This window comes from Hyalangium ruber (genome assembly GCF_034259325.1).
Taxonomy (GTDB): Bacteria; Myxococcota; Myxococcia; order Myxococcales; family Myxococcaceae; genus Hyalangium_A; species Hyalangium_A rubrum.
Map to the genome: position 1 here is coordinate 21,583 of NZ_JAXIVS010000013.1, position 24,788 is coordinate 46,370.

Annotated in this window: 17 protein-coding genes; 13 read left to right on the plus strand and 4 right to left on the minus strand. The window is 68.4% G+C overall.

All coding sequences use genetic code 11. From position 1 onward, the window contains the following. Positions 1-10 precede the first annotated feature (10 nt). From tssB to SYV04_RS31480, 9 genes are all read left to right on the plus strand, one after another. Positions 11-514, plus strand: coding sequence for a type VI secretion system contractile sheath small subunit (gene tssB / locus SYV04_RS31440; RefSeq protein ID WP_321549659.1), 504 nt, complete (start codon positions 11-13; stop codon positions 512-514). A gap of 38 nt (positions 515-552) precedes the next feature. Further along, a complete protein-coding gene (gene tssC, locus SYV04_RS31445) occupies positions 553-2,034 on the plus strand; it encodes a type VI secretion system contractile sheath large subunit (protein WP_321549660.1) in 1,482 nt (493 codons plus the stop codon). Positions 2,035-2,197: 163 nt separating this feature from the next. Then, complete coding sequence (gene tssD, locus SYV04_RS31450) at positions 2,198-2,689, plus strand: type VI secretion system tube protein TssD (protein WP_321549661.1); 492 nt, start codon at positions 2,198-2,200, stop codon at positions 2,687-2,689. 69 nt (positions 2,690-2,758) lie between these two features. Continuing rightward, the gene (gene tssE / locus SYV04_RS31455; RefSeq protein WP_321549662.1) at positions 2,759-3,151 is read left to right on the plus strand and encodes a type VI secretion system baseplate subunit TssE; all 393 of its coding nucleotides are present in this window, start codon (positions 2,759-2,761) and stop codon (positions 3,149-3,151) included. A 29-nt stretch (positions 3,152-3,180) separates the two neighbouring features. Continuing rightward, positions 3,181-4,923: a type VI secretion system baseplate subunit TssF gene (gene tssF, locus SYV04_RS31460; protein WP_321549663.1), complete on the plus strand. Its 1,743-nt coding sequence runs from the start codon at positions 3,181-3,183 to the stop codon at positions 4,921-4,923. Positions 4,924-4,928: 5 nt separating this feature from the next. Continuing rightward, entirely contained in the window at positions 4,929-6,122 is a 1,194-nt protein-coding gene (gene tssG, locus SYV04_RS31465; protein ID WP_321549897.1) for a type VI secretion system baseplate subunit TssG, read from the plus strand. A gap of 43 nt (positions 6,123-6,165) precedes the next feature. After that, the gene (gene tssH, locus SYV04_RS31470) at positions 6,166-8,793 is read left to right on the plus strand and encodes a type VI secretion system ATPase TssH (protein ID WP_321549664.1); all 2,628 of its coding nucleotides are present in this window, start codon (positions 6,166-6,168) and stop codon (positions 8,791-8,793) included. A 134-nt stretch (positions 8,794-8,927) separates the two neighbouring features. Then, positions 8,928-10,523 carry a type VI secretion system-associated FHA domain protein gene (locus tag SYV04_RS31475; RefSeq protein WP_321549665.1) on the plus strand — a complete coding sequence of 532 codons (1,596 nt, stop codon included), beginning with the start codon at positions 8,928-8,930 and terminating at the stop codon, positions 10,521-10,523. Beyond that, a complete protein-coding gene (locus tag SYV04_RS31480) occupies positions 10,520-11,497 on the plus strand; it encodes a hypothetical protein (RefSeq protein WP_321549666.1) in 978 nt (325 codons plus the stop codon). Before SYV04_RS31475 ends, SYV04_RS31480 begins: the two co-directional genes overlap by 4 nt. Positions 11,498-11,501: 4 nt before the next feature. On the opposite strand, the gene SYV04_RS31485 is transcribed toward SYV04_RS31480, so the two are convergent. The 4 genes from SYV04_RS31485 to SYV04_RS31500 form a co-directional block, all read right to left on the minus strand. Further along, on the minus strand, positions 11,502-13,004 hold the full coding sequence (locus SYV04_RS31485; RefSeq protein WP_321549667.1) for an ATP-binding cassette domain-containing protein: 1,503 nt from the start codon (positions 13,002-13,004) through the stop codon (positions 11,502-11,504). A 168-nt stretch (positions 13,005-13,172) separates the two neighbouring features. Continuing rightward, positions 13,173-14,351: a PDDEXK nuclease domain-containing protein gene (locus tag SYV04_RS31490; protein ID WP_321549668.1), complete on the minus strand. Its 1,179-nt coding sequence runs from the start codon at positions 14,349-14,351 to the stop codon at positions 13,173-13,175. A 283-nt stretch (positions 14,352-14,634) separates the two neighbouring features. Next, complete coding sequence (locus SYV04_RS31495) at positions 14,635-15,720, minus strand: SPFH domain-containing protein (protein ID WP_321549898.1); 1,086 nt, start codon at positions 15,718-15,720, stop codon at positions 14,635-14,637. Continuing rightward, complete coding sequence (locus SYV04_RS31500; protein ID WP_321549669.1) at positions 15,720-16,202, minus strand: NfeD family protein; 483 nt, start codon at positions 16,200-16,202, stop codon at positions 15,720-15,722. The genes SYV04_RS31495 and SYV04_RS31500 overlap by 1 nt, the downstream gene beginning before the upstream one ends. Positions 16,203-16,334: 132 nt before the next feature. On the opposite strand from SYV04_RS31500, the gene SYV04_RS31505 reads away from it, so the two are divergent. The 4 genes from SYV04_RS31505 (at position 16,335) to SYV04_RS31520 (ending at position 24,741) form a co-directional block, all read left to right on the plus strand. After that, positions 16,335-19,364 (plus strand): error-prone DNA polymerase, encoded by a 3,030-nt coding sequence (locus tag SYV04_RS31505; protein ID WP_321549670.1) that lies wholly within the window; start codon positions 16,335-16,337, stop codon positions 19,362-19,364. Positions 19,365-19,511: 147 nt separating this feature from the next. Continuing rightward, positions 19,512-20,585, plus strand: coding sequence for an SGNH/GDSL hydrolase family protein (locus tag SYV04_RS31510; RefSeq protein ID WP_321549671.1), 1,074 nt, complete (start codon positions 19,512-19,514; stop codon positions 20,583-20,585). Positions 20,586-20,728: 143 nt separating this feature from the next. Then, complete coding sequence (locus SYV04_RS31515; RefSeq protein WP_321549672.1) at positions 20,729-21,904, plus strand: C39 family peptidase; 1,176 nt, start codon at positions 20,729-20,731, stop codon at positions 21,902-21,904. 32 nt (positions 21,905-21,936) lie between these two features. Next, entirely contained in the window at positions 21,937-24,741 is a 2,805-nt protein-coding gene (locus SYV04_RS31520; RefSeq protein ID WP_321549673.1) for a serine/threonine-protein kinase, read from the plus strand. Positions 24,742-24,788: the final 47 nt, after the last annotated feature.

Genomic DNA, 24,788 nt, shown 5'->3' on the forward strand with positions numbered 1-24,788 from the left:
GAGGTCATAGGTGAGCAAGGAAGGATCTGTCGCGCCGAAAGAGCGCGTCAACATCGTCTACAAGTCCGAGACCGGAGGCGCGCAGGCCGAAGTCGAGCTGCCGCTGAAGATCCTCATGGTGGGCGACTACACCGGCCGCAAGGACGACCGTCCCGTCGAGGAGCGCGCGCCGATCAACATCGACAAGAGCAACTTCAACGAGGTGATGTCCAAGCAGAACCTCGGCCTGGACATCAACGTCGCCGACAAGCTCTCCAACGAGAAGGGCGCGGAGATGTCGGTGGGCCTGAAGTTCTCGACGCTGGCCGACTTCACCCCCGAGGGCATCGTCAACCAGGTGCCCCAGCTCAAGCAGCTGCTCGAGCTGCGCGCGGCGCTCAACGCCCTCAAGGGGCCTCTGGGCAACGTGCCGGCCTTCCGCAAGAAGATCCAGGCGCTGCTCGGGGACACCGAGGGTCGCCAGAAGCTGATGTCCGAACTGGGCCTGGGCGCGGACGGCAAGAAGTCCGAGTAGCCCCCAGCCGCGCAATCCCAAGAGAGGCGTGACGACAGATGAGCACTGAAAAGGCGGCAAGCGCCGCAGCGACAACGGTCGAGGGGCAGGCCTCCCTGCTCGATGAGATCCTCGCCGAGACGAAGATGAAGCCCAGCGACGACGGCTATGACGTCGCGCGCAAGGGCGTGCAGGCCTTCATCGCCGAGATGCTGGCCCCGGGCCGCTCCGCCGAGCGCATCGACAAGGCGCTGGTGGACGCGATGATCGCCGAGGTGGATCAGCGCCTCAGCGCCCAGGTCAACGAGATCCTCCACCACCCCAAGCTCCAGGCGCTCGAGTCGGCCTGGCGCGGGCTGAAGTTCCTGATCGATCGCACGGACTTCCGCGAGAACATCAAGGTGGAGATGATGAATGCCACCAAGGAGGACCTGCTCACCGACTTCGAGGACGCTCCCGAGACGGTGAAGTCGGGCCTCTACCGCCTGGTGTACTCCAACGAGTACGGCGTGTTCGGTGGCAAGCCCTACGGCATGATCTGCGCGAACTATGACTTCGGGCCTGGTCCCGAGGACATCGCGCTGCTGCAGAAGTGCGCCTCCGTGGCGGCCATGGCGCATACGCCGTTCATGGCCAACGCCTCGCCCGAGTTCTTCGGGGAGAGCTCCTTCCTGAAGCTGCCGGCGCTCAAGGACCTCAAGTCCCTGTTCGAGGGCCCGCAGTACGCCCGGTGGCACTCGTTCCGCGAGAGCGAGGACGCGCGCTACGTGGGCCTGTGCATGCCGCGCTTCCTGCTGCGGCTGCCCTACGGCGAGAAGACGATCTCGGTGAAGAGCTTCAACTTCAACGAGGACGTCGTCGGCCACCACGAGCGCTACCTGTGGGGCCATGCCTCCGTGGCGATGGCCAGCCGCGTGGCCGACTCGTTCGCCAAGTACCGCTGGTGCCCGAACATCATCGGCCCGCAGTCGGGTGGCGCGGTGGAGAGCCTGCCGCTGCACCAGTACGAGGCGATGGGCGAGGTGCAGACGAAGATCCCCACCGAGGTGCTGCTCACCGAGCGCCGCGAGTACGAGCTGTCCGAGGAGGGCTTCATCGGCATGGTGTTCCGCAAGGACGCCGACAACGCCGCCTTCTTCTCGGCCAACTCCGTGCAGAAGCCGAAGTTCTTCGGCAACAGCCCCGAGGGCAAGGCGGCCGAGACGAACTACCGCCTCAGCACGCAGCTGCCGTACATGTTCATCATGTCGCGCCTCTCGCACTACCTGAAGGTGCTGCAGCGCGAGCAGATCGGCAGCTGGAAGGAGCGCGCGGATCTCGAGCGTGAGCTCAACCAGTGGATCGGCCAGTACGTGGCCGACATGGATGATCCGGCCCCGTCGGTGCGCTCCAAGCGCCCGCTGCGCTCGGCCCGCATCAAGGTCGAGGACGTGGAGGGCCAGCCGGGCTGGTACCGCTGCAACCTGCAGGTGCGCCCGCACTTCAAGTACATGGGCGCCTCGTTCACGCTCTCCCTGGTCGGCAAGCTCGACAAGGAGTGATGAAGGATTGGGGGTTTACCCCCAGTGCGTCCGTGGCAGCCACCGGTGTCGGGGTTGGCTGCTACACTCGCGGTCTCCGGGCTCTCCAGGGAGGGGGGCCTGAAGTAGCTTCAAAGCAGCTCGCAGTCAGCCACGCAGGAAAAGCCGGAGAAGGAGAAGCGCCATGGCCGAGACAGTACACCTGTACCTCAAGGCGAACGGGAACGAGATCAAGGGAGAGAGCACCCAGGTGAGCCTGGGGCGTGAGGGCTCCATCGAGTGTACCTACTACTCGCAGGAGGTCATCACCGCGCGTGAGGCGGGCTCTGGCATGGCCACGGGCCGTCGCCAGTACCAGCCGCTGCAGATCCGCAAGCGCATCGACAAGTCCTCGCCGCTGCTGATGAAGGCGCTGTGCGAGAACCAGGTCATCGAGGCCACCTTCAAGTTCTTCCGCCCGAACCCCACCGGCGACGGCACCACCGAGCAGTTCTACTCGGTGAGCTTCAAGCAGGGCCGCATCGCCAGCATGCGCCAGTTCCTGCCGGACACCTTCATCCCGGCCACCTCCACCGAGCCGCCGATGGAGGAGCTCACCTTCGTGTTCCACACCATCGGGTGGACGTTCACCCAGGGTGGCGTGACGCACGAGGACTCCTGGAGCCAGCAGCGCTAGTCGTCTTCCGCGCGCCGTGCGCCTGCCTGAAGCGGGCGCACGGCCGTGGAGCCGGCGGAGGAAACGACGGTGGCGGGCCGCGGCCTTCTGTCACGCATCGAGTCGGAGCAGGGCACCTCCTCGCGAGACGCGGATGTGGCCAGCTCCATCGTCGAGCACTTGCGGGTGTTGCTCAACACGCGCCGGGGTGACTCGGTGACGGTGCCGGGCTTCGGAGTGGTGGACTTCACGGACCTCGTCCACTCCTTTCCGTCCTCCATCCAAACGCTGCAGGCGGCCATCCGCGCGACGATCCTCGAGTTCGAGCCGCGGGTGCGCAATGTCAGCGTGCGCCACGTGCCGGACGAGGATCCATTGATGTTGAAGTTCGAGATCACCGCGCAGCCGGCGGATCGCGGCGCCCGGGGTGTGCTGCGTTTCCGGACGCAGATGACACCGGGAGGGAAGATCGAGGTCTGGTGAGCGTGCCGGTGTGACAGGCGGGAGCCACGGTGTTCAGCAAGTACTACCAGAGCGAGCTCACATACCTGAGGGAGATGGGCAAGGCGTTCGGCAGCGCCAACCCCGCGCTGGCCGGCATGCTGGTGGAGCGCGGCGGAGACCCCGACGTCGAGCGTCTGCTGGAGGGCTTCGCGTTCCTCACGGCGCGCATCCGCGAGCGCATCGACGACGCGGTGCCCGAGGTGGTCCACGGCCTGGTGGATCTGCTCCTGCCGCACTACCTGCGCGTGCTGCCCTCGTGCTCGGTGGTGGAGTTCACCCCGCATGCGCGCCTGCTGCGCGGCCGCTCGCGGATCCCCGCGGGGGCGGAGGTGGGCTCCAAGCCGGTGGATGGCACCACGTGCGTGTTCCGCACGACGCGGCCGGTGGATCTGCTGCCGCTCACGTTGCTGGAGACGACGCTGGATCAGTCGTCGCAGAACAACCCCTCGCTGCGGGTGCAGTTCCAGGTGGCCGAGCAGGGGCGCAGTGAGATCTTCCAGGAGGAGGGGCTGAGCCTCTTCCTCAACGGCGAGCTGGCCATCAGCGGCACGTTGCTGGTGTGGCTGCTGCGGCACTGCAAGGGCATCCAGGTGCGCGGCGGGCCGGGCACCGAGCCGGTGCGGCTGCCGGTGAAGAACCTGAGCGCCACGGGCTTCTCGCCCGAGGATCAGCTGCTGCCGTGGCCGGCGCGCGCCCCCGAGGGCTTCCGCATGCTGCAGGAGTACTTCACCCTGCCGCAGAAGTTCCTCTTCCTCGAGATTCGGGGGCTGCAGGCGGCCGCGGCGCTCACGGGGCAGAAGCTGGAGCTGGTGTTCGAGTTCGAGCGCCCGCCGCCGCTGCCCGGGCGCGTGCCCAAGGACATCTTCAAGCTGCACTGCGCGCCGGTGGTGAACCTGTTCACCACGTCCGCGGATCCGGTGCGGGTGGGCACGCTGGGCCACGAGCACCTGCTGCGCGCCTCCGGCCTGGATCCGGAGCACATGGAGGTCTACTCGGTGGACACCGTGACGGGCCTGCAGGCCGGTCGCAACGAGCGGTTGGACTACCGGCCCTTCTTCGACTTCGCGCACACCACCAACGCCGAGTCGCGCTTCTACCGCCTGCGCCGGGGGCATTCGCCCATCAACGACGGCATGGACACGTTCCTGGCGCTGGGCAGCCCGCGGGACGTGGCGCCGTCGACGGTGGAGGAGACGCTCTCCATCGATCTCACGTGTACCAACCGCTCGCTGCCGGCCCGGCTGCAGGTGGGGGACTTGAGCGTGCCGACGCCCGCCTCGCCCACCACGGCGAAGTTCCGCAACATCATCGCGGTGACCAAGCCGGTGCGGCCGCCGCTGGGCTCGGAGCTGCACTGGCGCCTGCTGTCGCACCTGGCGCTCAATCAGCGATCGTTGATGGACCCGGGGGCGATGAAGTCGGTGCTCGAGCTCTACAACTTCCAGACGACGGCGGACCAGCCGGCGGCGCGGGCCAACCAGCTTCGCGTCGAGTCGCTGCGGGGCGTGACGGGCAAGCCGGTGACGCGCTTCCTGCAAGGCGCGCCGGTGCGGGGCGCCCAGGTGATCATCGATGTGGAGGAGTCGGGCTTCAACGGGCTGGGAGATGCCTTCCTCTTTGGCAGCGTGCTGGATGAGCTGCTGGCCTCGTACGTGAGCCTCAACGCTTTCAGCGAGATGGTGCTGCGCGTTCAACCCTCTCAGGTGGAGTACCGGTGGTCCCCTCGCAACGGTCGTCAGCCGATCGCTTGAGCACCGTGGAGGAGCCAGGCGAGGAGGGCGGCGAGCTGGAGACCCTGTCCCTGGCCTCGCGGCTGGAGCGGCTCACCTCGGGCGCCATGCAGGTGCAGGCCCAGGGCGGGGCAGGGGACGCGACCATGCGCTTCCGGCTGGACGCGGCGCTCCAGTTCATCGCCGGGGACGTGCGCTTCGTACCACTGGTGGGCCTGCTGGAGCGGCTCACCGCGGGCTCGGTGCGCGTGGGCGGCGATGGGCCTCCCACCGAGGAGGCCATCCGCTTCCGGCATGATCCGGCGCTCATCTTCAGCGCCGGAGACGTGAGCCAGGTCAAGCTGGTGCCGCGCGTGACGGAGTGGGGCGAGCAGCAGCACGGCCCTCGGCATGTCTTCGAGGTGGTCACCACCTTCCTGGGGCTCACCGGCGCGTCCTCGCCGCTGCCCGGCTATCTCGTGGAGGAGATCGCCCAGGAGGATCCGGATCGACCGCTCAAGCGCGAGTTCCTGGACCTGTTCCACCACCGGCTCGTGTCGCTGCTGTACCGGGCGCTGTCGCGCTACCTGCTCGAGGGCGAGGCGACGCGCGCTGGCGATGACGTGTGGAGCCGGCGCGTGCTGGCGCTGGCGGGCCTGGACACGTACGAGCGTGGCCCGCAGGTGGGCCTGTCGGTGGCCCAGCTGCTGCGGCTGGCGCCGCTGCTGGCGACGCGGGCGCGGACAGGCCGGACGCTGGAGCTGGCGCTCACGGACGTGCTGCGCAACGAGCTGGGTGAGGCCCGCGTCACCGTGCGCCAGTTCGCCGGCAGCTGGGTGGACGTGGAGCCCGAGCAGCGGATGATGCTGGGCAAGCTCAACTCGCACCTGGGACGTTCATCGATGCTGGGCGGTCGGCTGTTCGATCGGGCCGGCAAGTTCATCATCGGCATCTCGCCGCTGGATGGGCCCACCTACCACCGCTTGCTGCCCGAGGGGGACTTGAGTCCCCTGGTGCGCGAGGTGGTGACGCTGGTGGTGCGCGATCCGCTCGAGTGCGCGATGGAGCTGGGCGTGCGCGAGGACGTGCTCGGCGCCTTTCAGATCACCCAGAAGAATACCGCCCGCCTTGGGCGCAACACCTACCTGGGGGGCCGACGTGGGGCCGTTCCCCGATTGAGGACACGGGTCGTGACCCTTCCTCAGCCGGCGGGGAATGGGTCCACCTCCGCCAGCCCCTGAACCGCGGCACCCTGTGTCATTCACTTTTTAGAGGAGTCATTCGATGCGCGTTGAACCGAAAACCCTCGTCCGGCGTTTGACCTCCACTGCCACGCGCAGCCTGGAGGCCGCTGTCGCCCGTGCGAGCAGCGCCCGTAGCTATGAAATCACCCCGGAGCACATGCTCCGCCAGCTCCTGGAGGACGAGGAGGGCGAGGCTTCGCTGCTGCTGCGCCACTTCCAGGTAGATCGCACCAAGGTGCTCGCCCGCGTCGAGGAGACGCTGCGGGGCCTGCGCAACGGCAACGCCGGGCGGCCGGTGTTCTCCGAGAGCCTGTTCCAGTGGTTCGAGGATGCGTGGGTGCTCACCTCGCTGGAGCACGGCGCGCAGCGGCTGCGCTCCGGCGCGTTGATGGCGCAGTGGATCGTCCGCTCCAGTCGCTACTCGGCCGAGTCGTACCCGGAACTGGATGCCGTCTCCTCCGAGGCTCTCAAGAAGGGCTTCGAGGAGGCTGTCAGCTCCTCCAAGGAGGCGGCGGAGATCGCCGCGGCGGGCACGGCGGCGGCACCGGCGGGCGGGGCTCCCGCGCCTCGGGGCGAGGAGGCGCTCTCGCGCTTCACCACCTCGTTCACGGGCAAGGCCCGCGAGGGGAAGATCGATCCGATCTTCGGCCGTGATCGCGAGATCCGTCAGATGATCGACGTGCTCTCTCGGCGCCGGAAGAACAACCCCATCATCGTGGGCGAGCCCGGAGTGGGTAAGACGGCGCTCGTAGAGGGCCTGGCGCGCGCCATCGTCACCGGCGATGTGCCCGACTCCCTGAAGAACTTCGAGCTGCTGGGGCTGGACCTGGGCCTGCTGCAGGCGGGCGCCGGTGTGAAGGGCGAGTTCGAGAACCGGCTCAAGGCGGTCATCTCCGAGGTGAAGGCCTCGCCCAAGCCGATCATCCTCTTCATCGACGAGGCGCACACGATCATCGGCGCCGGTGGTCCGCAGGGCGGCGGCGACGCGGCCAACCTGCTCAAGCCGGAGCTGGCGCGCGGCGAGCTGCGCACCGTTGCCGCCACCACCTGGTCCGAGTACAAGAAGTACTTCGAGAAGGACCCGGCGCTCGAGCGGCGCTTCCAGCCGGTGAAGGTGGACGAGCCCTCGGAGGCGGACGCGGTGCTGATGATCCGCGGCCTGCGGCCCACGTACGAGAAGGCCCACAACGTCACCATCCGCGAGGAGGCGGTGACGGCGGCGGTGGCGCTCTCGCACCGCTACATCTCCGGCCGGCAGCTGCCGGACAAGGCGGTGGACCTGCTGGACACGGCGGCGGCCCGCGTGAAGCTCGAGCAGAGCGCCCGGCCGGACGAGCTGGTGGAGCTGGAGGCGAAGCTGGCCGCGCTGGAGAGCGAGAAGGCGGCGCGCGAGCGCGAGCTGGCCACGGGCCAGACGCCGCCGCACGAGGATGGCACTCCGGTGGAGGAGCGGCTGGCGGCTGTGAAGGATCAGGTCGCCACCCTGCGCGCCCGCTGGGAGGAGCAGCGGGCCGCCGTGGACGGGCTGAAGAAGGCCCAGGCGGAGCTGGACGCGGCCAAGGAGGCCTCCGAGAAGGAGAAGCTCAAGGCCAAGGTGACCGAGCTGCGCGACGCCCTCAAGAAGATGCAGGGCGAGTCGCCCATGGTCCACGTGGACGTGGACGCGGACGTGGTGGCCCGGGTGGTGGCCGGGTGGACCGGCGTGCCGGTGGGCAAGATGCGCAGCAGCACGCTGACCGCGGTGCTCCAGTTGGAGGACACGCTGCGGGCGCGCGTGCGCGGCCAGGACATGGCGCTGCGCACGGTGGCGGAGACGATCCGCGCCTCCACCGCCGGCATCCGCAACCCGACGACGCCGATCGGCGTGCTGCTCTTCGTGGGCACCAGCGGCGTGGGCAAGACGGAGACGGCGCTGGCGCTGGCCGACTCGCTCTACGGCGGTGAGCGCTTCCTGACGACGATCAACATGTCGGAGTTCCAGGAGAAGCACACCGTGTCGCGCCTGATCGGCTCGCCCCCGGGCTACGTGGGCTACGGCGAGGGCGGCATGCTCACCGAGGCGGTGCGCCAGCGCCCGTACTCGGTGGTGCTGCTGGACGAGTGCGAGAAGGCCGACCCCGAGGTGCTCAACCTCTTCTACCAAGTCTTCGACAAGGGCGTGCTCAACGACGGCGAGGGCCGCACGGTGGACTTCAAGAACACCGTCGTCATCCTCACCAGCAACCTGGGCACCGATGTCATCATGCAGCTGTTCCAGCAGCCGGAGCCGCCGAGCATCGATGCGGTGCGCGAGGCCCTCAAGCCGGTGCTCACCAAGCACTTCAAGCCGGCGCTGCTGGCCCGCATGTCCATCGTCCCCTACGTCCCCATCCAGAAGGACATCCTCAAGGACATCGCGGCGATGAAGCTCAACTCCCTGGCCGGGCGGCTGCACACCTCGCACCGGATCAAGACGGAGTTCGCCCCCGAGGTCTTCGAGGAGTTCGCCCGGCGGTGTACGGACATGGACGCGGGCGCTCGTAACGTGGACCACGTGCTGCGCGCCTCGCTCATGCCCCAGCTGTCGCGGGAGCTGCTGGAGCACATGGCCAGCGGGGCCACGCCCACCCACTTGCGGGTGGGTCTCACTCTCGGTGGAGAGTGGGATCTGGCGTTCTCCCAGGCGTAAAGGGGGGGACAGCGCCTTGCGCGCCGCGTAAAAGGGGGGCTCCGGGGCAGCCGGGAGCCCCCCCTGGCGTCCCGGTGTCATCGTTCTGAGGCACCCTCTTGGCTGCCTCGGCTGTTCGGCATAGGAGAAGGCCAATGCTTCCCCTCGTGATCCGCATCAAGGACGCCGACTCCCAGCCGCCGATGGAGAAGCAGTACGTCTTCAAGCAGTCTCCGGTTCGCATCGGACGCAACCAGCTCAACGACATCCCCATCAACCGGCCCTTCGTGTCGTTGTTCCACGCCCTGGTGCGCTTCGATCAGGCCTCCATCTACATGGTGGATCTCGGGTCCACCAACGGCGTCAATGTCGGTGGCCAGCGGATCGAAAAGAACGTCCCGGTGCGCATCAAGCCCGGCATGGACGTGACGATCGGCTCGGTGCAGTTCCACTTCTCGCGCGACTCCAAGGCGGTGCGCGACACCTCGTCCCGGCTGACGCAGTTCCGGGCGCTGTCGGAGATCCAGAGCGAGGCGCTGAGCTTCAAGCCGACGCCCGTCCAGGATCGCAAGGCGGAGGTGCGCACCTCGCTTCTGCCGAGCCTCGACTCGCTGCTGGCGCAGGAGCAGGACGAGGTCACCGGCAAGAGCCCCCGGACCCTCATCGCCCCGGCGCTGCAGGTGACGGACTCGAGCGAGGAGTCCACCTCGCTGGAGATCCGCACGGTGGTCGGACCGCCTCCCGAGCTGGAGGCGCCGCAGCCGAAGCGGCAGCCTCCCGTGCTTACGCCTACGCCTCCGGGCGGGAAGAAGAAGACGGGCAACAGCCAGGTCGGGGTGATTCCGCGAGCGCCGGGCGGGGCCGCGGCGCTGCAGGACACCATCCAACAGCTGGTGCCGCTCTACAACGCCTACCGCACCGCCTGGAAGATGCTGCACCAGGGGTTGTCCCGAGGGGTGGATTCGCTGCCCGAGCAGGACCGGGAGCAGCTCATCACCCAGCTCTTGCGGCGCATGCCCGATATGGCGCAGGAGCCCGCGTTCCAGGAGATCGCCAAGAACGTGGGGCGCCCGGTCGACGTGGAGCCCGCCACCGTCCCCATGCCGGCGGTACACTCGGGCGCGGCCAACCGCATGGAGGTGGTGTCGCGGGAGTTGCTCAACCAGTTCGTCCGCTCGTACCTGCCCGACACCAAGGGGCTGCAATCCGAGCAGGACATCCAAGGCTTCCTGGAGCACCTGGCGGAGCTGCTGGAGACGTTCGGGCGCGCCTTCGTGGAGCTGCGCCAAGGCAACGATCAGTTCGGCCAGCAGATGGCGGTGCCCGTCACCAACGAGGACAACCCGCTCAGCCGCATGAAGAGCCCGCGCGAGGTGCTGCGCTACCTGCTGGACTTCAAGGTGTCGGAAGCCAGCCACCGGGTGCAGGAGCTCATGGGCGGCTTCGGCGACATGATGATCCACCAGATCGCGGTGCTCAGCGGCCTGCGCGAGGGCGTGAAGGACGTGCTCGATCGGCTGAGCCCGGAGCGGCTGGAGGTGGAGGTGAGCGGCGTGTGGCCGTTCGGCCTCTCCAAGCGGTGGGCGAAGTACTCGGAGCGGCACCGGGCCTTCGTGGAGGAGGAGCGGGAGCTGACGGCGGTGCTCTTCGGGCCGGAGTTCGCCAAGGCGTACCTGGCCATCGTCGGTGAGTCGGCGAACAAGGGCGGCGTGGGAGACGAGGACGCGGATCGGGAGATGGAGGAGTCATGATGTGGAAGGGGATTCGTGGGGGTGGGGCGCTGCGGTGGTGGGTGGTAGCGCTGGTGGTGGCGGGCGCGGGGTGCGCGAAGAAGCAGGTACAGGTGCGCGAGTCGGCGGTGCGGGCGCTGTGCTTCTCGGAGCTGCCCTCGGACATGCGAGTGGTGTCGCCGGCGGTCTGGCGCCCCGAGGCGCTCTTCCAGTTGCTCATCAACGGCTATGACAAGTCGACGGGGCGGGTGCCGCTGCCGCCCACCGACTGCATGGGCACGCCCATCCTCTGGCAGGACCCGGCGCCGGGCGAGTGTGGGGAGACGGCCCCGGACGCCACGCCGCTGCCCATTCAGCCGCTCACGGTGGAAGAGATGATCGTGACGGAGATGCGGCTGGACCTGAAGCTGGTGTGGGCCGTCGTGCGTCGGTACTCGAACGGGGAGGCGATCGGGCCGGTGGCGCTGGTGGAGGCCACGCCGCGCGGGTTGGCGGTGCGGGCGCTGGGGACGCTGAAGGCGATGCCCAAGAGCGCGCGGCTGCGCCTGGAGCGGATTGGCGGCATCGAAGTGCTGCTGGTGGATGGGGAGCGCTGCTGGGGGCCGGAGGAGGGCAAGACGTGCCAGCGGATGGTGCGCATCATGCCGCTGCGCGGAAACCGCTTCGTGGCCGAGCCGCTGGTGGGTCAGGACGGCAAGTGCATGCAGCCGGCGAACATCGCCCTGAGCCGCGCGGGCAGCCAGATGCTGCCCAGCAAGTGGCTGCGCAAGTACGAGTACACGGCGGCGCTGAGCGTGGCGCCGGACGGCATCCGTGTGGCGGAGCAGGTGACGGCCAAGGACAGCGATCCGAAGCAGCCCTCCTCGCCGCCGCGCCTGTTCCGCAAGGCGCAGGGCGATCGGCTCATCCAGGTGAACCAGAGCCGGATGGCGGTGGACCGCACCTCGGTGTGGAACCAGCTGCTGGAGCCGGGCGCGACCGAGGCGCTGCCGTAGTCGCTCAGTCGGAGGTGCTGGTGACAGTGCCTCCCGAGACGAGCCACCGCTCCGTGGTGCACCTGCGCGCGAAGTGCGTGTCGTGGGTCACCAAGAGCAGGGCGCCTGGGTACTCGCGCAGGGCTGCCTCCAGTCGCTCGATGGAGGGGAGGTCCAGGTGGTTGGTGGGCTCGTCCAGCACCAGCGCCCAGGCGTGCTGTCCCAGTCCCTGGGCGATCAGCAGCTTGCGCACCTCTCCGGGCGAGGGCTGCTCCGAGGCCAGCAGGCGCTCGGGGTCGACTCCCAGCGCCGCCACCAGTGACAGCACCCGGCCCTTCTGCTCGGGAGGCAACTCCTGCACCGCCTCCAGGGCCGCCGTGGCCTCTTCGGTGCTCAGGTCCTGGGGCAGGTAGAGCACCCGGTCCAGGGGGATCCGGGAGTGCTCCAGGAGCGCTCGGAGCAGCGTCGTCTTCCCGGCGCCATTGGGGCCTTCGATGCGGATGCGGCTCTCTCGGCCGACGGCGAGCGTCACCGGCCCGAGCAGTTCCACGTCCCCGGCACGCAGGGAGTGGTTCTCGAGGGTGAAGAGCCACGGGTTGGGAGAGCGCACGTAGTCCACGAAGACCGAGCGCCCCACCGTCTTGTCCGCCTGGAACTCGCCGATGGCCTCGGCGGCCCGCTCCGTCTCGCGTCGGAGCACGCCGACCTGTCGGCCGATGCGAGCCTCTGCCCAGCCAGCGACGACCTTGGCGCCCATGGAGCGCGCGTCATTGTCGTACTTGTCCTTGATGCGCCGGCCCGCATTGCGCGCGAGGGAGGCGGACTGTTGCTCACGACGGGCTTGATCGAGCTGTCGCGCCACGCGCCGATGGACCTCCTGGGCCTGTTGTCGGGCGGCGATCTGTCCCTCGCGTTCGGCCTCCCAGTACTGCTGGGCGTCGGAGTAGGCGCCGGGCCACAGTCGTGCCTCGCCCGCGTGGACACGCAGGGTGGAGGTGGTCAGCTCCTCGAGCACCGTCCGATCGTGGGAGACGACGACCCCGACGCCACGGAAGCGGCGCAGCGCGGAGAGGAGCCACGTACGTGCCTCGGCGTCGAGGTGGTTGGTGGGCTCATCGAGCAGCAGCACGTCTGGCTCCGCCGCCAGTGCCGCGCCAATCTGCCAGCGCTTGCGCTCCCCGGGGGACAGGGTGGGCCAGCGCTCCAGCGCGCCGGGCTCCAGGCCTAATTGTCCGAGGACCCGCCGCGCCACCGAGTCCCAGGACTCGGCGAAGGCGGAGATCTCCGGCGTGAGGGCCTCGACGCTCTGGGGACAGAGGCGGATGAGGGGGGAGGGGGGCTCGTACTGGAGATGGCCCTCGGTGGGTTCCAGCTCTCCGGCGATCAGCCGCAGGAGGGTGGACTTGCCAGCGCCGTTGGCACCAACGAGGCCCGTCCAGCCAGGCGGGAGGTGGAACTCAACGTCGCTGAGGAGGGGAACAGCATCCAAAAAGGCGAAGGACACGCCATGCGCGCGAAGGGACGACATAAAGGAACTCCTGAATCCGGTCGAGCAGGGCTCGACGTGTGGGAAGGCACTAGGCCGCGGATTTCAGGCGTTCAGCTTCAATGGCGTTTCCGACCTCGCGTGAGGGTGCAGGTGGCAAAGGTATAGGCGCGTCCCGATTTTCGCGCAACCCCCGCGTGGTCTTTGGAGTCAGGGCGCCGGTTCTGGGGCCTCATCGTCAAGGCCGCGCGCCTCGATGAGCCGACGCTCGCGCTCCAACTCACGCTGCAGCTCTTCCTCGGTCGGCAGGTAGGTCAGGTAGCGGGCGGCGAAGAGCTGGCGACTCTCGTGGAGGACCGAGTACCTGGCGACCGCTTCGTTCTTCTTGGAGCACAGGATCAGACCGATGGTTGGGTTGTCGCCGGGCAGCTTCTCATGCGCCTCGAACATGCGGACGTAGCTGTCCATCTGACCGATGTCCTGGTGGGTCAGCTTGCCGACCTTCAGATCGATGAGGACGAAGCATTTCAGCAGGTAGTTGTAGAAGACGAGGTCCACATAGAAGTCTTCGTCTTCGAGGCGCATCCGCTTCTGGCGAGCGACGAAGGAGAAGCCCTTGCCGAGCTCCAAGAGAAAGCTCTGCAGGTTGGCGATGATGGTGGCCTCGAGCTTCGATTCATGCAGCGCGGGCGCGTCCGGCAGGTCGAGGAACTCCAAGACGTACGGGTCCTTCAGCGCATCCATCGGATGTAGGCCGCCCTGGGGCTGACGCTCTTGTTTGAGCATCTTCTTCTTGTCTCGGCTCATCAGCAGTCGCTCGTAGTGGAGCGTCTCGATCTGGCGCTCCAGCTGGGCTTTGCTCCAGCCACAGGCCACTGCCTCTTGCTCGTAGAAGCCCCGTGCCTCGGGCTTCTCGACCCGCATCAGTGCCCGATAGTGAGACCAACTCAACGCAGCGTGGAAGCCATCCGTCGTGGCCTCCAATTGGCTACCCGGCGGGTAGCTTTTTTCGGTCCCCGGCGATTCGCTCCCCGACGGGTAGCCAATCAGTGGTCGGCGAGCCGAGTAGGCGAGGTAGAACTGCCGGAAGTTCTTCAGGTTCGGCAGAGAAAAGCCCTTGCCGTAGCGCTCCGTGAGCTGTCGGGAGAGCCCTTCGAGCACGCGTGCTCCGTACTCCGCGCGTCGATCTCCGCCCTGCAGCGCCTCGACGATCTCTTTGCCAATGAGCCAATACGCCGTCACGGTCTGCGTATTGACCGCGCGAACCACCTGGCCTCGTGCTTCCTCCAGGATGGAGACGATTCGGTCGAAGAGCCCTTTGGGCCCCGCCAGCTTTCTGGGCAGCCGCTTCTTCGATGAGCCGCGTGGGCGTTTGCTCGGCGGCGTCACCGCACGGGCTCCCCATGTTTCCCGAGCATCCGATTCATGGAATGGATGGGCAGGATGCCGGAACCCAATGCGGCCAACAAGCACCAGCGCGGGGCGAACAGAGGCAGGGTGCGCCTACCGGGCGGGAGCCGGCTCGATCTGGCGGGCCAGCCGCCACGCGCCCACCGAGGCGAAGAGGGCGGCGAGCATTCTCAGGAGCAGCGACAGCACGATGAGGTGTTCGGTCGCTCAGACACCGGCCGCCGGGTGGGGTTCCCGGCGGCCTTCATTTCTCCGGGTCTCGCTACTCGTCCTGCTGCGGCAGCGCCGGAGGGCCGCGACGCACCGGCACCGGCTGCGGCTGTGCCACGTTGCGCGCCAGCGCCTGTGCGCTCAGGGCCGCGGCGGACGGCGCCAGCCGGCTGCCGGCCGTGGGCGTCGCGTCGCCTTCTTTGTTGAACAGCTCCTTCAGCATGCCCAGGCTGCCCAGCGCCGCGCTGGCCTCGTACGGCACGAACACCTTGTTGCCGCCCTTGCCCAGCTCCTGCAGCGTCTCCAGGTAGCGCAGCGCCAGCACCTCCGGCGTCGCTCCGCCCGCGTGTACCGCCTCGAACACCAGCCGCGTGGCCTCCGCCTTCGCCTCCGCCTCCAGCACCACCGCGCGCTTGTGGCCCTCGGCCCGAGCTACCTCCGCGTCGCGCTCGGCCTCGGCGCGCAGAATGCGCGAGATCTTCTCGCCCTCCGCCTGGAGGATCGCCGCCGCCTTGTCGCCCTCCGCCTTCGTCACCTCCGCGCGCCGCTCACGCTCGGCCGTCATCTGCTTGGCCATCGCCTCCTTGATGGCTCCCGGCGGCTCGATCTCGCGCAGTTCCACGCGCGTCACCTTCACGCCCCACTTCTCCGTGGCCTCGTCCAGCACCATGCGCAGCTTGGTGTTCACCGTCTCGCGGCTGGTGAGCGTCTGATCCAGCGTCAGCCCGCCCATGATGTTGCGCAGGTTCGTCATCGTCAGCTGCTCGATGGCCAGCGCCAGGTTCTCCACCGCGTAGAGCGCCTTGGCCGGATCGATCACCTGGTAGTAGATGACCGAGCCCACCTCCATGTTCACGTTGTCATGGGTGATGACCTGCACGGTCTCGAAGCCCATGACCTGCTCGCGCAAGTCCACCATGGTGCTGCGCAGGAAGCGGTTGCCCGTGCGCATCTCGAACGCACGCGGGGTGTCCATGACAGGGATCAAGATGTTGAGGCCGCTGTGTGCCACGTGGTGGAACTTCCCCAGCCGCTCCACCACCATCACCTTGGCCTGCGGGACGATGCGGATGCCGGTAATGAGCCCGAAGCCCACCACCAGCATCGCGATGATGATCACCACCGTCATGAAGGTCATCACGCTCTCTCTTTCTTCTGCATAGGAACTTCGAGCGACGCGGAGGGGCGTCGCACCCAAAGCTTCAAGCCATCCACCTGCTCGACGGTCACGCGTTCGCCCTCGGCCACCGGGCCCGACAGGGAACGCGCCATCCACAGCTCGCCGTTGATACGCACGGTACCGCCATGCGGTTCCGCCAGGGACTCGGTCACCACGGCCTCCTGGCCGACCATGGCCTCCACCCCTGTCTTCATGGGGCTGGCCGAGCGCATGAACGCTCGCTTGAAGATCGTCCGAGAAGCGGCGAACAGGGCGGCGGAGACCAGGGTAAACAGCAAGAGCTGCCCGTCGATCCCCACGCCCACCGCCGCCGCGAGCGCGGAGGCCAGCGCACCCACCGCGAACCACAGCGTGACGAACCCCGAGAGCTTGATCTCCAAGGCGCCGAGGACGAGTGCCGCGACGATCCACAGCTGCCAGGCGGTAGGAGTCAGGTCCATGGCCTACCTGTTTGGCAGCGGGCTCGGCATCCTGTCAAACAGCACCGGGTTGCATCCAAGGCCCTGAATCTCCAAGGGATCCGATACTTCCGATCATTCTCGCTTTCGTCTGAACACCCGTCCAGTATCTTCATGTCCGTGTACGCCGAGCTGGTCTGCCGCTCCAACTTCTCGTTCCTTCGGGGCGCCTCGCACCCCGAGGAGCTGATCGCCACGGCCGCGCGGCTCGGACTGCCCGCGCTGGCCCTGACGGATGGGGATGGGCTGTACGGGCTGGTGAAGGCGCACCTGGCCGCCAAGGAGCACCGGCTCAAGCTGCTGATCGCCACCGAGCTGAAGCTGACCGATGGCCCGCCGGTGATCGTCTACGCCATGGACGCGGGTGGCTACGCGAACGTGTGCCGGCTGGTGTCGGCCAGCCGCATGTCGCACCCCAAGGGAGAGTCGGGGTTGCCCTGGCGCGAGGTGGCCGAGCGCTCCGAGGGGTTGATCGCGCTGCTGCCGAACCCCGCTCCCGCCGAGCAGGTGGCGCCCCTGGCCGAGGCCTTCCCCGGGCGCTTCTACGTGGGCCTGTGCCGCAGCCTGTCCGCCGGAGACGCGGCGCGGGAGGCGCGGGCCGATGCCCTGGCCCGCTCGCTCGGGGTACCTCTGTGCGCGCACAACGACGTGCATACCCATCACCGGCGCCGCCAGCCGCTCCAGGACGTGCTGACGGCCATCCGCCACAAGACGACGGTGGACAAGTCGGGCGTCCGGTTGCAGCCCAACGCCGAGCGCACCCTGAAGTCCCCAGCGGAGATGGCGCGGCTGTTCAAGGACCGGCCCGAGGTGCTGGAGCGCACGCTGGAGATCGCCGGCCGCTGCAACGCCACGCTGGACGATCTGCGCTACCACTTCTCCGAGGAGGACCTGCCGCCAGGGCGCACGGCCATGGATCACCTGCGGGTGCTCACCGAGGAAGGGTTGGCGGTGCGCTACCCGACCGGAGTTCCGCCCGCGGTGCGCAAGCAGATCGATCACGAGATGCACCTCATCGAGGCGCTGGACTTCCCCGGCTACTTCCTGGCGCTGTGGGACATCGTCCACTTCGCGCGCTCGCGGGGCATCCTCTGTCAGGGGCGCGGCAGCGCGGCGAACTCGGCGGTCTGCTACGCGCTGCAGATCACCGCCATCGACCCGGTGCGCATGGGGCTGCTCTTCGAGCGCTTCCTGAGCATGGAGCGCCGCGAGCCGCCCGACATCGACGTGGACTTCGAGCACGAGCGGCGCGAGGAGGTGCTTCAGTACGTCTACGAGAAGCACGGCCGGCACCGGGCCGGCATGGTCTGCGAGTTCATCTGCTACCGGGGTCGCCTCGCCCTGCGCGAGGTGGGCAAGGCGCTCGGGCTCTCACTGGACCAGGTGGACCGGCTCTCCAAGGTAGCGGCCGCGTACGGCTTCGACGTCACCCCGGAGGTGCTGGCCGAGGCGGGGCTGTCCGCCTTCGACAGCCGCGTGCGGCAGACGCTCACGCTGGCGCAGGAGATCGAAGGCTTCCCGCGCCACGTCTCCATCCACGTGGGGGGCTTCGTCATCACCCGCGAGCCGCTGGTGGACATCATCCCGGTGGAGAACGCGGCTATGAAGGGCCGCACCGTCATCCAGTGGGAGAAGGACGACACCAACGCGCTGGGCGTGCTCAAGGTGGACCTGCTGGCCCTGGGCATGCTCACGGCGGTGGCCAAGTGTCTGGCGCTCATCCGCCAGCACTTCGGGCGCGAGCTGTCGCTGGCGACGATTCCTCCGGAGGACCCCAAGGTCTACGACATGCTGTGCGAGGCGGACACGGTGGGCGTGTTCCAGATCGAGAGCCGCGCGCAGATGAGCATGCTGCCGCGCCTCAAGCCTCGCACCTTCTATGACCTGGTGATCGAGATCGCCCTCATCCGCCCGGGGCCCATCGTCGGCAACATGGTGCATCCGTACCTGCGCCGGCGCGATGGCAAGGAGATCCCTCAGTACCCCACGCCCGATGTGCGAGCGATCCTCGAGAAGACGCTGGGGGTGCCGCTCTTCCAGGAGCAGGCGATGAAGCTGGCCATGGTGGCGGCGGGCTTCACCGCGGGCGAGGCGGACGGGCTGCGCCGGGCCCTGGGGCACAAGCGGGCCGAGCAGCTCCTGGAGCCCTACCGCATGCGCTTCGTGGAGGGCGGTACGAAGCGGGGCTACACGCGCGAGTACATGGAGGAGCTCTTCGAGCAGTTCCGCGGCTTCGCGCACTACGGGTTCCCCGAGTCGCACTCGGCCTCGTTCGCGCTCATCGCCTACGCCTCCTCGTGGCTCAAGTTCCACTACCCGCAGGCCTTCACCGCGGCGCTGCTCAACTCGCAGCCCATGGGCTTCTACGCGCCTCACACGCTGGTGGCGGATGCCAAGCGCCACGGGGTGGTGGTGCGGCCGGTGGACGTATGTCGCTCGGACTGGGACTGCACGCTGGAGGAGGGTGGGGTGCTGCGGCTGGGGCTGCGCATGGTGCGCGGCCTGAACGAGGCGGCGGGGCGGCGCGTGGCCTCGGCGCGACGCGAGGGCTACGCGAGCGTGGGCGAGCTGGCGCGGCGGGCCCGAATCCCCCGCCACGAGCTGACGCGGCTGGCGCTGGCCGGGGCGCTCGCCTCGCTGAGCGGCGCGCGGCGCCAGGCCCTGTGGGAGATCCAGGCCCTGGGGCCGCTGGACTCCGATGACTTGTTCTTCGGTATGCCCATGGATGGCACGCAGGTGGAGTTGCCCCCCATGAGCGTGGCCGAGCGAGTGTCGGCCGACTACGAGACGGTGGGCGTGTCGCTGGAGAAGCACCCGCTGGAGCTCTTGCGCCCGGCGCTGCGAAAGATGGGCGCGGTGACCGCCGAGGGGCTCAAGAAGGTGTCCTCCGGGCGGCGCGTGGCCGTGGGCGGCATGTTGATCACCCGCCAGCGGCCTCCCACCGCCAAGGGCATGTGCTTCATCTCCCTCGAGGACGAGACGGGCATCGCCAACCTCGTGGTGCCGCCGGATGTGTATGAACGTTGTCGACGTGACATTCACGCCGCCCTCTTCATCGTGGGAGAGGGCGTGCTGGAGCGCTCGGGCAACGTGCTCAACGTGAAGACCCAGCGCGTGGTGGCGCTCGAAGGACTGTTGGGCTGACGCGCTCTCACGCAATGCGTTATCAAAGCTTTCACGCAATGCGTTATTGAGAGATTGGTGAGAGTAGTATGTTTTTCCTGGAATGGCAGTGAAGTTCACCATTACCCTGCGCGCCTCCCAATCCCCCGGGAGCCTAGGAGGCAGTCCATGTCCCTTCGTTTCAATCTGCGCGGCGCGTCCGCCGCCTGCGCGCTGGCGGCCACTGTGGTGAGCGGCTCGGCCGCTGCCAGCACCATCAACCAGAACACTTCCTGGACCATCACCCGCACCGGTGCCACGAGCACCTACCGCGTGGTGGCCTACGGCGACTCGATCTTCGCCGGCTACAACGGCAGCCTCTTCAGCGTGGCGCGTCGCGCGGCCCCCTACGCCAGCGGCGAGTACCTGGGCAACCAGTGGAACGCCAACATCGAGGTGGTGCGCCGCACCAAGTCGGGCGCCAAGGCGGACGACATCTACAACAACAAGATCGTCGCCGAGCGCTCGTACATGCAGGACGCGAAGACGCGCGTCGTGGTGTTCGAGATGTGCGGCAACGACTACCTGCAGGCGCGCACCGCGTTCAAGGACCAGACGGGCACCTGTAACTACGCCCCCCTGGACACGGCGTTGGCCAACTGCACCACGTATATGGAGCGTGGCATGCAGACCATCAACCAGTACGCGACCTCGGCCAAGGCCAAGGTCATCATGAACATCTACTACCCCGGCTACAACGCGGACAACGTACAGACCGCGTGTACGGACTCGTCCACGGGCACCAAGGTGAACCGCCGCGACAAGTTCCTGCCGTACCTGGCCAAGAGCAACTGGCGCGCCTGCAACCTGGCGGCGACGTACGGCTTCAAGTGCGCCGACGCGTTCGCCGAGAGCATGGCGAGCGACTACGACTCCAACGGCGACGGGCAGAACGACGTGGACGCCATCCGCTTCCGCGCGGGTGAGTCCGAGGCGGCCTATGTCGCTCGCATCGTCTCGCTGAAGGCGACCCTGCGCGACTCCAACACCAAGTACGTCAACGCCAGCACCAGCTTCGACTACCTCCAGTCGGACGACACCCACCAGACCTACTACAAGTCCACCATCGGCACGGGCTCGGGCTCGGCGGCGCCGGACTTCACCGCCGCGCAGATCGTCGGCGGCAAGAACCCCGAGTGGAACAAGTGGGGCCACGAGCGCACGGGCTGGTCCATCTCCACGTACAACCCGGCCGCTCCGTAGTTTCGTAGCCCGGGATTGAAGTCATGCTCGGCCGTGCCTTTCAGGGCGCGGCCGAGTTTTTTTGGCGCGGGGAGGAAACTTTTCGGCGCTGGGTTCGATAATGCGGGCGGCCGGTCCGACCCTTTTAGAAGAGCCAGCGCCCTATGAGTGTTCGTCTCCCCCCCGCGAAAGAGTCGTCGAGGAGCGCCGCCGTTGGGACTTCCCAGCCTTCCTCCGGGACGGGGTGGCAGGCGATCCCCCACATCAACCAGCTCCGCCCCAAGGGCGCCAACAAGGACTATGCCAACGGCGCCTACAACTGTGCGCCCGCCGTGGTGGCCATGGTGGCGCGGGGCTGGGGGCGGATGGGCCACCTGAATGACGCCGAGCTCATCCAGAAGCTCGGCAAGGGAATCGTCACCGACAAGGGGACGGATGCCGACGGGTTGACGCGGATGCTGGCGCGCGTGGACGTGCCTCCCGCGGGCGAGGCGCTGGGCGCCAACTACTCGGACAAGGCGCTGCGCGAGCACCTCAGCCAGGGCCACAAGCTCATCGCTCAGGTGCAATCGTTCGATCCGAAGACACGGCAGGGCAGCGCCCACTATGTCCTCGTGCAGCGGGTGAACTCCCAGGGCAACTACGTCATCTCGGATCCGCTGAGCAACAAGACCTCCGTGGTCACCCCCCGTCAGCTCCAGGAGGCGGTTCGCAAGGCCCCTCCGGATGGCGGCATGCTGATCCCCATCGCCAGTCCGAACGAGGGCAAGCAGGCGGCCGCCGCGCCCGCCAAGGCTCAGCCCGTGGCAGCGCCTGCTCCGCGCACTCCTCCCGCTGTCCCCGCCGCGCCGGCCCCGAAGTCGCCTCCGGCGACCCCGGACGCTTTCGAGCCCGCCAAGCCCTCCCTGGCCACGCTGGCGAAGGCCCTGAGTGGCCTGACGGCCGCCCCGCTGGCGCCCGATCCGAACGCCTTCACGGCGACCGATGAGGTCTTCGATGGCGTCGATACCTCCTACCGCGAGCAGGCCCCCGAGGTGGACGACCCGCTCATGCGCACCAACGAGGAGCACAACCAGTTCAAGCTGGATGTCTCCTATCGCGGCGCGGATGGGGCGGAGGCGACGCAGGACCAGCCCGTCACCCCGGAGTCGCTGAGCGCCGAGGAGTTCGCCCAGCAGCTCTTGAGCCTCAAGGAGAGCGGCGACGAGCAGGCGTACCAGACGCTCGCTCAGCTGGAGAAGAGCTCCTTCGACAAGGATGCCGCGGTGCTGGAGCACGTGAAGCGGACCGACAAGAAGCAGCCAGGCATCGGCAAGAAGACGACGGGAGTCGCCTTCTAGGCTGCTCCGGCGTGCCCTAGGATGCGGGGGCCATGGAGGAGTCCAAGACCCGAACCCTCGACGCGCCTGGGGAGTCCGACCGCGACGCGGTCACGCGCCCGGAGCGCGCCGGCGCCACCCGCCCGCACACGGGCTCGGACGCGCCCCTCCAGTCCCAGCTCTCCAGTGAGGGAGACGAGGGGGGCCACGAGCTGGAGCAGGGCACGCGCGTGCAGCGCTACATCCTGCTCAAGCCCCTGGGCAAGGGCGGCATGGGCGTGGTGTACGTCGCCTATGATCCGGATCTGGACCGCAAGGTGGCCCTCAAGCTGCTGCGCCCGGACCGCGAGGCGCCCGAGGGCCACACGGGGCGCGCCTGGATGCTCCGGGAGGCGCAGGCCATGGCCCGCGTCTCTCACCCGAATGTGATCTCCGTCTACGACGTGGGCACCTTCGGCGAGCAGGTCTTCCTGGCCATGGAGCTGCTGCCCGGTCGCAACCTCAGCGATCGGATCCGCCAGGAGAAATACACGTGGCGGGAGATCCTCCGCATCTTCCTGGAGGCGGGGCAGGGGCTCAGGGCCGCGCACCGGGCGGGGCTGGTACACCGGGACTTCAAGCCCGCCAATGTGCTCGTGGGTGAGGACGGGCGGGTGTGCGTGCTGGACTTTGGCCTGGCGCGACTGGCCGAGGTGTCCGAGGCGGAGGAGGAGGCCCGCGCAGGCGAGGCGGGGCGGCGAGAGCCGCGCACGGGCGATCCGCTCGCGCTGGCGCTGCCGGAGAGCAACCTCATGCTGGGCACGCCCCAGTACATGCCTCCGGAGCAGTACCTGGGGACCGGGGTGGACGCGCGCGCCGATCAGTTCAGCTTCTGCGCCTCGCTGTACTGGGCGCTCTACCGCCAGCGTCCCTTCGAGCCTCGCAAGGTGGCGCAGACGGCGGCGGAGAGCTCCCGGGGCGCGCCGAACACCGGAGACTCCTGGCGACGGTTGCCCCATGTCACCGCGGCCCAGGAGCCACCCGCTGACTCGCCCGTGCCGAGCTGGGTTCGCCGCGCGGTGATGCGGGGACTGTCGCTGCACCCGGAGGCCCGCTTCCCCTCCATGGATGCGCTGCTGGAGGCGCTCTCGCAGGAGCAGCGCCGCGTGCAGCGACGTGGAGCTTGGGCGGCGATGGGCACGCTGGCGCTGGCTGCCGCGGGAGGGGGCATGTACCTCTTCCACCAGAGCCGGCTGTGCGCGGGGGCCGAGCCCCTGGTGGCCTCTGTGTGGGGACCGGAGACTCGGCGCCAGGTGGAGGCTGCCTTCACGGCCACGGGCCAGCCCTTCGCGGCGGAGACAGCCCTCAAGGTAGGCCGCATCCTGGATGGGTACGCGGGCGACTGGGCGCGTGTACACACCGAGGCATGCGAGGCCACACGCGTGCGCGGCGAGCAGACGGAGGAGCTGCTGTCGATGCGCATGGTGTGCCTGGAGCGGCGCCGCAAGGATCTGGGGGCGCTCACGGGTGTGCTGTCCGAGGCGGATGCCCAGGTGGTGGAGCGGGCGGTGGAAGCCGTCTCGGCCCTGCCGTCGCTGCAGCCTTGCCAGGACATCGCTTCCTTGGCGGAGCAGCCTCCGCTGCCCGCGGATCCGGCGGTGCGTGCCAGCATCGAGAAGCTCGGGGAGCGCATCGCCCAGGTGAAGGCGCTCCAGGACGCGGGCCGGTACAAGGCGGGGGTGGAGTTGGCGCGGCAGTTGGAGCCCGAGGTGGTCGCCACCGCCTATCTGCCGCTCCAGGCCGAGCTGCGCTTCCACCTGGGCTGGCTGCTGCAGCAGGAGGGCGAGGTGGAGGAGGGCATCCGCCAGCTCGAGCGGGCCTTCGACACGGCGGAGTCGGGCCGCTCGGATCGCACGCGGCTGGAGGTGCTCACCAAGCTCATCTACACGTTCGCCAGCAACGGCCACCCGGAGGAGGCGGAGCGGTGGGGCAGGGTGGCGGTGGCGATCCTGAACCGGATGGGCGGAGAGCCGCCGCTGGCGCTCGATCTGAATGGGAACCTGGGCTACGTGGCGCTGCTGCGAGGGCACTACCAGGACGCGTGGGACTCCTTCGAGAGGGCGCGAGCGCTGGCGGAGACGACGCTGGGGCCCGAGGACCCGAAGCGGGCGAAGGTGAGCCACGGCCTGGGGCTGGCGGCGCTGCGCCTGGGGCAGTACCCGAAGGCCATCGAGTTGCTCGGCGCGTCGTTGCGGCAGACCGAGGCGGCCAAGGGCCCACAGCATCCGGAGGTTGCCACGCGGCACACCATGCTCGCCACGGCCTATCGGGAGAGCGGGGATCTGGAGAATGCGCTGACGCATGTGCGGCAGGCGCTCGAGGTGCGCAAAGCCACGCAGGGGCCGGAGCACCTGGACGTGGCGGACACGATGGATGAGCTGGGCATGAGCCTCATCGCGCTGAAGCGCCATGACGAGGCAGTGCAGACGTTCCGTGAGGCATTGGCGATCAAGCGCAAGGTGCTAGGCGATCAGCACCCGGACCTGTCCTATTCGTATGACGGCATCGGTCAGGCGCTCCTGGCGCAGGGCCGGCCGGTGGAGGCCATCGAGCCGCTGCGGCAAGCGCTCTCCTACGAGGAGACGGAGCCCGAGGGGCTGGCGCAGACGGGCTTCGCCCTGGCCAAGGCGCTCTGGGAGGTAGGCCCGGAGAGGGAGCAGGCGCGCGGGGAAGCGGGGCGGGCCCGTGAGCGGTACGCGAAGCTGGAGAAGCCCGAGCAGGTGGCGGAGATCGACACCTGGCTGGCCTCGCACCCGGAAGAGGCACCTCGCGCCGAGCCCCCGCAGAAGGTGCGCGCCCCGAAGAGACGCACACGTTAGGAAGGAACACACCCGGGGTGCCCCATGGAGTCTGGGATGCCCCTCTA

Bases quoted from the DNA above. Each gene is read 5' to 3' on its own strand.
- SYV04_RS31475 (WP_321549665.1), top strand. From the start codon at position 8,928: ATGCTTCCCCTCGTGATCCGCATCAAGGACGCCGACTCCCAGCCGCCG.
- SYV04_RS31495 (WP_321549898.1), bottom strand. From the start codon at position 15,720: ATGACCTTCATGACGGTGGTGATCATCATCGCGATGCTGGTGGTGGGC.
- SYV04_RS31480 (WP_321549666.1), top strand. From the start codon at position 10,520: ATGATGTGGAAGGGGATTCGTGGGGGTGGGGCGCTGCGGTGGTGGGTG.
- SYV04_RS31485 (WP_321549667.1), bottom strand. From the start codon at position 13,004: ATGTCGTCCCTTCGCGCGCATGGCGTGTCCTTCGCCTTTTTGGATGCT.
- SYV04_RS31515 (WP_321549672.1), top strand. From the start codon at position 20,729: ATGAGTGTTCGTCTCCCCCCCGCGAAAGAGTCGTCGAGGAGCGCCGCC.
- SYV04_RS31510 (WP_321549671.1), top strand. From the start codon at position 19,512: ATGTCCCTTCGTTTCAATCTGCGCGGCGCGTCCGCCGCCTGCGCGCTG.
- tssH (WP_321549664.1), top strand. From the start codon at position 6,166: ATGCGCGTTGAACCGAAAACCCTCGTCCGGCGTTTGACCTCCACTGCC.
- SYV04_RS31505 (WP_321549670.1), top strand. From the start codon at position 16,335: ATGTCCGTGTACGCCGAGCTGGTCTGCCGCTCCAACTTCTCGTTCCTT.
- SYV04_RS31500 (WP_321549669.1), bottom strand. From the start codon at position 16,202: ATGGACCTGACTCCTACCGCCTGGCAGCTGTGGATCGTCGCGGCACTC.
- tssD (WP_321549661.1), top strand. From the start codon at position 2,198: ATGGCCGAGACAGTACACCTGTACCTCAAGGCGAACGGGAACGAGATC.
- tssC (WP_321549660.1), top strand. From the start codon at position 553: ATGAGCACTGAAAAGGCGGCAAGCGCCGCAGCGACAACGGTCGAGGGG.
- SYV04_RS31520 (WP_321549673.1), top strand. From the start codon at position 21,937: ATGGAGGAGTCCAAGACCCGAACCCTCGACGCGCCTGGGGAGTCCGAC.